General features: G+C 77.3%; 7 protein-coding genes and 1 tRNA gene. 1 reads left to right on the forward strand and 7 read right to left on the reverse strand.

What is annotated here, in order from left to right; all coding sequences use genetic code 11:
* Positions 1-44: 44 nt before the first annotated feature.
* The 6 genes from ACFU9E_RS21145 to ACFU9E_RS21170 form a co-directional block, all read right to left on the reverse strand.
* A tRNA-Lys gene (locus tag ACFU9E_RS21145) sits at positions 45-118 on the reverse strand.
* An 89-nt stretch (positions 119-207) separates the two neighbouring features.
* Positions 208-795, reverse strand: a complete 588-nt coding sequence (locus ACFU9E_RS21150; protein ID WP_380690317.1) for a bifunctional DNA primase/polymerase — start codon at positions 793-795, stop codon at positions 208-210.
* An 84-nt stretch (positions 796-879) separates the two neighbouring features.
* Positions 880-1,287 carry a hypothetical protein gene (locus ACFU9E_RS21155; protein ID WP_380690315.1) on the reverse strand — a complete coding sequence of 136 codons (408 nt, stop codon included), beginning with the start codon at positions 1,285-1,287 and terminating at the stop codon, positions 880-882.
* A 248-nt stretch (positions 1,288-1,535) separates the two neighbouring features.
* A complete protein-coding gene (locus tag ACFU9E_RS21160; RefSeq protein ID WP_380688457.1) occupies positions 1,536-2,906 on the reverse strand; it encodes an AAA family ATPase in 1,371 nt (456 codons plus the stop codon).
* 8 nt (positions 2,907-2,914) lie between these two features.
* Positions 2,915-4,552: a hypothetical protein gene (locus ACFU9E_RS21165; protein ID WP_380688459.1), complete on the reverse strand. Its 1,638-nt coding sequence runs from the start codon at positions 4,550-4,552 to the stop codon at positions 2,915-2,917.
* The gene (locus tag ACFU9E_RS21170) at positions 4,549-5,808 is read right to left on the reverse strand and encodes a hypothetical protein (protein WP_380688461.1); all 1,260 of its coding nucleotides are present in this window, start codon (positions 5,806-5,808) and stop codon (positions 4,549-4,551) included. The genes ACFU9E_RS21165 and ACFU9E_RS21170 overlap by 4 nt, the downstream gene beginning before the upstream one ends.
* A gap of 228 nt (positions 5,809-6,036) precedes the next feature.
* Between ACFU9E_RS21170 and ACFU9E_RS21175 the strand changes: the two genes are divergently transcribed.
* Positions 6,037-6,687 (forward strand): histidine phosphatase family protein, encoded by a 651-nt coding sequence (locus ACFU9E_RS21175; RefSeq protein WP_380688463.1) that lies wholly within the window; start codon positions 6,037-6,039, stop codon positions 6,685-6,687.
* A gap of 42 nt (positions 6,688-6,729) precedes the next feature.
* Here ACFU9E_RS21175 and ACFU9E_RS21180 read toward each other — a convergent pair whose 3' ends face one another.
* Positions 6,730-7,806, reverse strand: a complete 1,077-nt coding sequence (locus ACFU9E_RS21180) for a tetratricopeptide repeat protein (RefSeq protein ID WP_380715240.1) — start codon at positions 7,804-7,806, stop codon at positions 6,730-6,732.
* Positions 7,807-7,986: the final 180 nt, after the last annotated feature.

The following is a 7,986-nucleotide window of genomic DNA, read 5'->3' on the forward strand; positions in this document are numbered from 1 at the left end:
GCCGGAAGGCCCTTCGCGAGAGCGAAGGGCCTTCCGGCTGTCTGTGCGCCGCCAGGGACTCGAACCCCGGACCCGCTGATTAAGAGTCAGCTGCTCTAACCAACTGAGCTAGCGGCGCCTGCTGACAGAGAAGACTCTAGCAGCGGGGCGGGGTCCGGCCAAAATCGAATACCCGCACCTCCCGGGCCCGCCGCCGGCCCGGGCGGCTCAGAGCGCGTCGACCGGCTCGCGGGCCGCCCGCACACAGGCCCAGAGGACGACGGAGGCCCCCGGCAGCCACGGCTCCCGGCTCTCCGGAGCGACGATCCACCGCCCCGGGCCGTGACCCGGCGTGTCCGGGGCGCCGACCGTCCGCTGCACCGGCGGCACCGTCACGGTGTCGCCCTTGCCGTGGCAGAGCAACGGCGGCACGTCCCGGGCCCACTCCTCCCAGGCCAGCAGCCGGCGCAGCCTGGGCGCCGCCCCCGGCTGCACGAACAGCAGCGTCCGCCCCCGGACGGCCGCCACCGGCCCGCAGCCGGGCCCGGAGGCCCAGAGCTCGTCCAGGACCCGGCGGCCGAACAGCGCCGGCATGCTGATCACGTCGAAGGCCCGCCCGCAGGGCAGCACCGAGGGCGCCCACGGGCGGGACTCCCAGAGGGCGCGCATGCTGCGCGGGTACTCGCTGGCGGAGGCGAGCCAGGCCGCTCCGGCCACGGTCACGTGCTCCACCGACTGATAGGTCCAGATGTCCACGGACAGCAGCGTGGGGTGTCCGGGGCGGGTCCGGGAGGGAAAAAGCGGTTCGCCGGACAGCGGGCCGGGCGGGGGCGTACCCTTCCGCTTCCTCCGGCATATGCCAGTGGCCACGGAACCGGACCGCGAACCCCTCCGGGCGGATCAGTCCTCCTGCCGCCGCGGCTGGAGCAGGGTGCGGCCGTACTCGATCATCTTGGCCGCGTAGTCCGGCGTCCAGTCGGCCCGGTCCGCGATCTCGGCGTCGGACAGCGCGTCGAAGCGGCGCGGGTCCGCCAGCTGCGCGGCCGCGACCGCCTGGAAGTCGGTGGCCCGCTCGGCGGCCGCCCGGAAGGCCAGCGCCAGCTCGGTGGAGCGGCGCAGCAGCTCCGCCGGGTCGTCGATCGACTCCAGGTCGAAGAAACGCTCCGGCTCCGGTTCGGCGGCCTGCGGCTCGAACAGCAGCTGCGCCGGGCGCTGCCGCCGGCCGGGCGCCGCACCGGCGCCCGTGCCGGGACCGGCCGGTGCGGAGAGGCCGCTCGGGTCGGACGCCTGCGCATGGGAGTCGGGCATGGACGGACACCTCCGGGTGCTCGATGGGTGCGGGCGACGGCTGCTCGGGTCGGGCGCCGCCCGGTCGTGGCCGTCGTCCATTGTCTCGCGGCGGCGGCCGGTAACGGAACGGTGCGCGTCCGGGCGCTATTCCCGCCCGGCGCGCCGGGGGCGCGCGTCAGTCGGGCCGGCCGGGCGCGCGCCGGCCCGGTTCCGTACGCGCCCGGCCGGCCCGTCGCACGCCCGTGCCGGTGCGCAGGCCCGCGCCGTCAGGACCGGCCCAGCCGCACCCGGTGCCCGGACAGGTGGTGCAGCACCCGGTGGTTGGCCTCCCAGCCGTCGGGGAACGCCACCGGAACGCCCAACTGCACCGGCTCGGTGGCCGGATGCTCGTCCAGCAGCTCCGCGATCCCGGCCCGGGCCACCACGATGCAGGCGTGCCGGTGCCGGGAGGCCAGCACGCACAGCCGGCCGGTCTCCAGGTGGAACGCGGTCGCGTCCGGCCGCCCCGACAGCGGGTGCAGCACCACGGTGACGTCGTACTCGCGCCCCTGCAGCCGGTTCGCGGTGTCCACCGTCACCGCCGGCCCGGCCAGCGGGTCCACCGGCACCCCGGCCGCGGCCAGCGCGGACCGTACCGCCGCCGCCTGGTCCCGGTGCGCGGTGCCGACGGCGACCCGGTCCGCCGTGAGCGGGGCGGACCCCTGCTCGGAGTGCGCCGTCAGCCCGCGCTCCAGCAGTCGGCGCACGGTGGCCGCGACGGCCGCCACCGCCTGCGGATCGGTGCGCACCGTGTGCCGGGCCGGCAGCTCCAGCAGGGCCCAGCCGTGCTCGGCCGCCCGGTCGATGGCGGCGTCCACCGCCGAGCCGTCCGGGCGCACCGACGCGGTCAGCGAGCGGTCACCGGGACCGGTGCCCGAGCGGAACGGCGTGAACGGGTAGAACGCCCCGGAGATCAGCGGCGCCGCACTGGCCGGCAGCCGCCAGGACACCGGCAGCCGGTGCGGCTCGATCTGCGGGTTGTGCGCGAGCAGGGTGACCACCGCGCTGCTCGACGGGTCGTACGACAGACCCGCCCACTGCTCGGTGCCCACCACGGTGAACGGGTCCAGCTGGCCCGGGTCGCCGACGAACAGCGCCCGCTCGAACAGCCGGGCCACCGCGAGCAGCGCGTCCGACCGCATCTGGTACGCCTCGTCGACGATCGCGTGCCGCCACGGCTGCTCGGCCCGCACCCACTGCCACTTGGCCGAGGTGGAGATCACCACGTCCAGCTCGGCCAGCTCGGCGACCTTGTCCGAGGGCGTGACGTTGGGGTGCCGCAGCACCTCGAGCCCCGGGCGGGCGTCGGCCGCGTGCAGCCGGCCGATCGTCAGGTCGGGGGCCTTGACGGCCAGTCGGTCGACCAGGTCGTCCACCTGGCCGTTGGTCTGGGCGACGATCATCAGCCGCTCGCCGGCCCCGACCAGCTCCCGGGCGGCGCGCACCACCAGGGTCGACTTGCCGGCGCCGGGCGGCGAGTCCACCACCACGCCGCGCGGTGCCCCGGTGGCCGGCCGGACGGTCGCCTCCAGGATCCGCGCCACCGCGGCGTCGGCCGCCGCGCCGGGGCTCTGGCCGGCGTCCTGCTCGGTGCTCATCGGGCGGATCACTCCCAGTCCTCGGCGGCGCCGGCCACGGCCGGCAGCACGGTGACGGCGGCGCCGGGCGGGCCGCCGTGCGTCCACGGCGTGTCGTCCGGATCGGGCAGCGGCGCGGCCTGCCGGACCGTCAGTTCGAACAGCGTGAAGGTGACCCGCTCGCCCGGCTCCGGCAGGCTGCCCGGCTCGGGCTCCCGCTTGCGCCCCATGCCGGACAGCACCCGCACGGTGATGGTGCCCGCCTCCGGGTCGGCCGCCGCGATCACGGCCTTCTGCGCCGGACCCGCCGCGGCCTCCGGCGCCGCCGGCTCCCGGACCCGGTGCACCTCCCGGCCCAGGTCGGCGTGCGGGCGGTCGTCGGTGCGGACGGTCACCAGCGGGCGCGGCTTGGGGGAGCGGCCGGTGGTGTCGTAGTCCGGCACCACCTCGGTCACCACCCCGCTGAACGCCTCCCCGGCGAGCCGGTGCTCGGCCATCGCCAGCGGGTCGTCCAGCGCCTCCTGGACGTCCAGCCGGGCCTGCTCGCGCTCGCGCTGGGCGAGCTTGCGGGCGGCCGTCACGGCGTCGTCGAGCCGCGGCTGCGGCGGCTCGCCGGCCGCCAGCCGGTCCCGGTGACCGGTGTACGACCAGCGGTCGCCGGTCCACCGCTCGGGCAGATGGCCGGCGGGCGGCAGGGCGCGCAGCAGGTCCAGGCCCCGCCAGACGTCGTGCCAGGTCGGCAGCAGTTCCTCGCGCAGCACGGCGCGCAGCCGCTCGACGGAGACCCGCACCGCCTCCCGGGCCGCCTCGGCGTCCGCGCGGCCCGCCGGGCCGGCGCCCTCCGCTTCGCGCTGCGCCGCCGCGGCCGCGTCGTAGCGGGCGATCGCCGGGGCCAGCACCTTGGCGTCGAACACCGGGTCGGTGGTCGGACCGGCCGGCGGGTGGATCAGCCGGCCCTCGAAGCCGCGCCCGGTCTCGGCCAGCTCGGCCGCCTCCGCACCGGTCAGCCCCTCCGGCGGGGCGTGCCAGGCCAGCCGGGCGGCCAGGTGCTGGTCCTCCAGATGGCTCTGGCCGGTGGCCCAGTGCCGGGCCAGCAGCCCGGTCATCGGCAGCAGCAGGCTGGAGCCCGGCACCATCGCGCGCTCGGCGAGGTGGGTCAGCCAGCGGCCGAGCAGCGGCACCCGGGCGGGGGCCGGGAACGGGCCCGGGTCCTCGTCCTCGGCGGTGCGGCGGAACCGGGTCGAGCGGCCGAGCAGCGCCAGGTGCCGCACGCCCCCGCTGTTCGGCACGATCAGCTGCGGGGCGTCCGCGCACAGCTCCCGGACGACCGGCGACTTCTCACCGGTCTCCGGGTCCTTCTCGGAGCCCTCGATGAGCTCGACCTCGTCGCCGAAGGACTCCAGGTAGGGCAGCAGATCGGCGGCCAGGTCCGCCAGGAACTCCGAACGCAGCGTGCGGTTGAGCGGCTGCGGCACGATGTGCAGCACCGGCGCCTGCCGGTCGGTGCCCAGCAGCACCGCCAGCGGAGCGCCGTCCTCACCGGCCGAGGTCAGCGGGACGAACACCATCGGGCGCTCGGACAGGTGCCGGTGGCGGACGGTGGCCAGCGGCTCGGCCCGGCCGCTGCGCACGGCCTCCAGCCGGGCCAGGGTGGACAGCAGGCTCACCGCTCGCCCCCCGCGGCGGCCGGCGCGGTGCGGCCGAGCGCCTCGGCGCGCAGCGCGGCGGCGTAGGCCAGCCGGGCGGCGGCCTCGTCGGCCCCGTCGCCGTCCTCGTTCGCGGCCCCGTCCGCGCCGGTCCGGCCGGCCCCGCCCGGGCCGGTACGGGCGACGGCCAGCGCCTCCGTCACCGTGCGGATGCTGCCCAGCTCGCCCCGCACCCCCCGGCCCAGCTGCTCGACCCGGTCCCCGCAACGGGCCTGGGCACGGCAGTGGAAGCCGAGCTCGCAGGTGGACAGGCAGTCCGGGCTGTACGCGGCGGGCACCGTCCCGAGCGTCTTCTCCAACTCCTCGGCGGACCGGACGGGCGCGCCGTCCGCATCGGGGGAGAGATCGAGGTCCGCCCCCGGCGGCAGCACCGCCAGCAGCCGCTCGATGCCGGTCATCCGGCTCAGCTGGCGGCGGGTGGTGGCCAGCTCGCGGCGCACGTCCACCGGTACGGCGGTCGGCCGGCTGCCGAAGTCCTCGGGGCAGACCAGCAGCACGCTGGTGCGGGGGCTGCCCGGCAGCCGCTGCTCGCGGTACGGGTCAGGGTCCACCGGCTGCCCGGCCAGCGCGGCGGCCGCCTCCTGCAGCGCCAGCACGTAGACGGCGGCCTGCCGGGCGGCGGCGCCCACCTTGCCCGGGTCCGCGCCGCCGTCCAGCACCGGGAAGGACTTGATCTCCACGACGGTGCAGCGCCCGCCGTGCACCACGACGGCGTCCGGCTCCAGGTAGGCGGTGGAGCCCGCCACCTCCAGCCGCAGCATCGGGTGGTCGAGGAGCGTCCAGGCCCGCTCCTCGGCGGCCGCCTCCGCCAGGGCGGCGGCCGTCCGGTCGGCCCGGACCGCCGGACCGGAGGAGCGGAGCAGGTCCGGCACCAGCAGCGGGCCGCCCTCCTCGGACATGCCGAGCCGGCGGCGCAGCGGCTCCAGCAGCGCCGCGTAGCCGTCCTCCTTCAGCCGGGCCTCGAACACGACGCCGCGCGCCAGCGCGAACGGCGATCGGCCGAAGGGGGCGGGGCGGCCCAGCCGGGCGGCCAGCGCCGCCTTGTCCACCCCGGCGGCGTCCAGCACGGCGCGGCGGTGACACCCCGGATTGGCGGCCAGGGCGGCGAGGGAACGGGCGTTCAGACTGCGCTGCTGCGCCGGTCCGCGCAGCTCGGCGAGCCGCTGGGCGAGCGGCTCCGCCGGCCCGCGGAGCGGGGCGTTCGTCGAGACGTTCATGGTGCGGCCCAGTGTCGCATCCGGCTCCGACAATCCGCCCCGAACGGGCCGTTGACGGCGAACCCGGACCGGCCGGACCGGCCCCGGGTGCCGCCCGTCGTCCCGTGACCGGCCCCGCCGCGGGACGCGGGCCGGTCGCGTGCGAGGCGCACCGGTGGGGGATCATGGAGTCCGGTGCTCGCTGGCGAGGCCGACCGTTGACACCGCCCGAGTGCGAGGAGCCCGCCCATGCCCGCCCGAATCCTGCTGGTCCGCCACGGCGAGACCGACTGGTCGGCCACCGGCCGCCACACCGGCCGCACCGACATCCCGCTGACCGAGGACGGCCGGGCGATGGCCCGCGCGCTCGGCACCCGGCTCGCCGCGGCGCCCTGGAACGGCCTGCCCGACGCCCGCGTCTACACCAGCCCGCTCGGCCGCGCCAAGGAGACCTGCGAGCTGGCCGGCTTCGGCGACCGGGCCGTCGAGCGCCCCGAACTCCTGGAGTGGGACTACGGACAGTACGAGGGCCGCACCGGCGCCGACATCCGCGCCACCGACCAGCCCGGCTGGCTGATCTGGCGCGACGGTGTCCCCGGCGGCGAGAAGCTCTCCGAGGTCGCCGCCCGGGTGGACTCCCTGCTCGCCGAGCTCAACACCGCGCACGGCGTGCCGGACCCGGACACCACGGTCATGCACTGCGCCGACTGCGACGTCGTGCTCTTCGCCCACGGCCACCTGCTGCGCATCCTCACCGCCCGCTGGCTCGGCCTGCCGCCCGAGTTCGCCCAGCGGTTCAAGCTCGGCACCGCCGCGCTCTGCGTGCTGTCCTGGGAGTACGGCGCGCCGGCGGTGGAGCTGTGGAACGACCAGGGTCACCTGGAGACCCTGAAGCACTGACCGGAGGCGGCCGGCCCGCGGTGGCCGGCCGCCGTCGCCCGCTCAGGCCGCCGTCGCCGCGCCGTACTCGGCCAGGAACCGCTCCACCTCCGGCACCCGCCGGTGCTCCCGCAACCGCTGCGCGGTGTCCGCGAGCATGGCGCGGATCCGGGCCGAGCGGACGTCGCCGAACAGCGCGACGGCGGCCGACCCGTGCTCGGCCGCACCCGCCAAGTCCCCCCGGCCGAGCCGGTCGTGGGCGAGTTCGGCGGTGTAGAGCACCCGGTTGCGCACGAAGTGCGGCTGCTGGAGCGCTATGGCCAGCCGGGCGTGCTCGCTGGCCCGGTCCCAGTCCCCGAGGGCGGACCAGCACTGGGCCTGCAGCCCGGCGAGTTCGGCCTCGCCGAAGAACGACATCCACTCCGGGTCGGCCTGCCGGGGGCCCTGCTCGAACAGCCGGCAGGCCCGGACGATCGCCCGCTCGCAGGTGCCCCGGTCCCGCAGCAGCGCCCAGCCGCCGGCCTCGCGCATCGTGAGCAGGGCGAGCAGCCGGGGGGAGTCGAGGTGCCGGGCGGCGGACTGCCCGGCCTGGGCGGCCCGCAGCGCCTCGCGGGGGCGGCCGGCGTCCCGGGCGAGGAAGGCGCCGTTGGAGAAGACGTGCGCCTCCAGCGCGGCGTCGCCGGCCATCCGCGCGGTGGCCAGGGCCTCCGCGTAGTACGAGCGGGCGTCCGCGAGCCGGTTCGAGTCGTGTGCCAACCAGCCCACCGAGATGGCCAGTTCGCCGGCCCCGGCCTGGAGCCTCTGCTCGGTCTCGGTGGAGTACTCGCAGGCTTCGAGCAGCAGGTAGGCCTCCCGCAGCGAGCGGCCGGCCTGCTCGAACAGCGCGTCGGCACCGTGCGCGTCGTCGGCCAGCCGGATGTCCCGGACGGCCTGCTCCACACCGAGCACCTCGGCTGCGCCGACCTTGCGGGGCGGCGGGACGACGGGGCCGGGGCGGCCGGGTACGACGGTGCCCGGTGGAGCGGGGTGGGCGGCCTCGCCGTGGGGGGCGGGGGACGCGGCGGCCGGGCCGGGCCGGTCGATGCCGATCACGGAGGCCAGCGCGGCCGGGCCGCCGGCCAGGAACGTACGGCGACGCACGACGTCGTTCTCCTCGTCACAGGGGTGCGGTTCGTCGGGCCCCCGGGGCGCCGTCGTGAACCTCGGCGCCGGGGCCCCGGGCGGTGGGGGCGGTTCCGCGTACGGCGAGGCAGCGTACGGGAGTCGGGTGGAGAGCGGCGATCGCGGGGCGGGCAGGGGCGGGAACGCCGGGTGGAGGGG

Source organism: Kitasatospora sp. NPDC057595 (assembly GCF_042800875.1).
Lineage (GTDB): Bacteria > Actinomycetota > Actinomycetes > Streptomycetales > Streptomycetaceae > Kitasatospora.